Source organism: Pseudoxanthomonas sp. LjRoot204_2 (assembly GCF_056175765.1).
Genome location: NZ_JBGFFG010000719.1, coordinates 1 through 1,083 on the forward strand (window position 1 = coordinate 1; position 1,083 = coordinate 1,083).

1 protein-coding gene is annotated in these 1,083 nt (G+C 66.7%); it reads left to right on the forward strand.

Going from position 1 to position 1,083, the window contains the following annotated elements; translation table 11 throughout:
- Nucleotides 1–18 precede the first annotated feature (18 nt).
- The coding region (locus tag AC04L7_RS19375; protein WP_475513800.1) for a sugar ABC transporter ATP-binding protein at nucleotides 19–1,083 on the forward strand (1,065 nt) is incomplete at its 3' end.

Consider the following 1,083-nt stretch of genomic DNA (forward strand, 5'->3'; position numbering starts at 1 on the left):
GCGCTGGGCATCGGGATCATCCACCAGGAACTCAACCTGATGAACCACCTGAGYGCCGCGCAGAACATCTTCATCGGCCGCGAGCCGCGCGGGCGCTTCGGCCTCTTCATCGACGAAGACACGATGCGCACCCAGGCCGAGCGCATCTTCGCGCGCATGAACCTGCGGCTCGACCCGCACACGCCGGTCGGCGAACTCACGGTCGCCAGGCAGCAGATGGTGGAGATCGCCAAGGCGCTGTCGTTCGATTCGCGCGTGCTCATCATGGACGAGCCCACCGCCGCGCTCAACAACGAGGAGGTGGCCGACCTGTTCCGCATCATCGGCCAGCTCCGGTCGCAGGGCGTGGCCATTGTCTACATCTCGCACAAGATGGACGAACTCAAGCGCATCGCCGACCGCGTGACCGTGATGCGCGACGGCCAGTACATCGCCACCGTGCCGATGGCCGGCACGCCGATGGACTCGCTGATCGCGATGATGGTGGGCCGCCAGCTCACCGAGGTGGAGAACGACTTCCCCGACACCTCGGGCAACGAGGTCGTGCTCGACGCGCGCGGCATCACGCGCGGCGCGCTGGTGCGCAACGCCAGCTTCGTGCTGCGCAAGGGCGAGATCCTGGGCTTTGCGGGSCTCATGGGCGCGGGCCGCACCGAGCTCGCGCGCGCGGTGTTCGGCGCCGACGCCATCGACGCGGGCGAGGTCTTGGTGCACGGCAGGAAGGTGTCGATCAAGTCGCCCGAAGATGCCGTGCGGCACGGCATCGGCTATCTCTCCGAAGACCGCAAGCACTTCGGCCTGGCCACCGGCATGGACGTGGAAACCAACATCGCGCTGCCGAGCATGAAGAAGTTCCTGTCGATGGGCGTCTTCATCGACCAGGCGGCCATTGAGGCCGCGGGCGAGCGCTACGTGAAGCAACTCAGCATCAAGACGCCCTCGGTGCGCCAGCAGGTGCGGCTGCTCTCGGGCGGCAACCAGCAGAAGATCGTGATCGCCAAATGGCTGCTGCGCGACTGCAGCGTGCTCTTCTTCGACGAGCCCACGCGCGGCATCGACGTGGGCGCCAAGGCCGAGATCTAC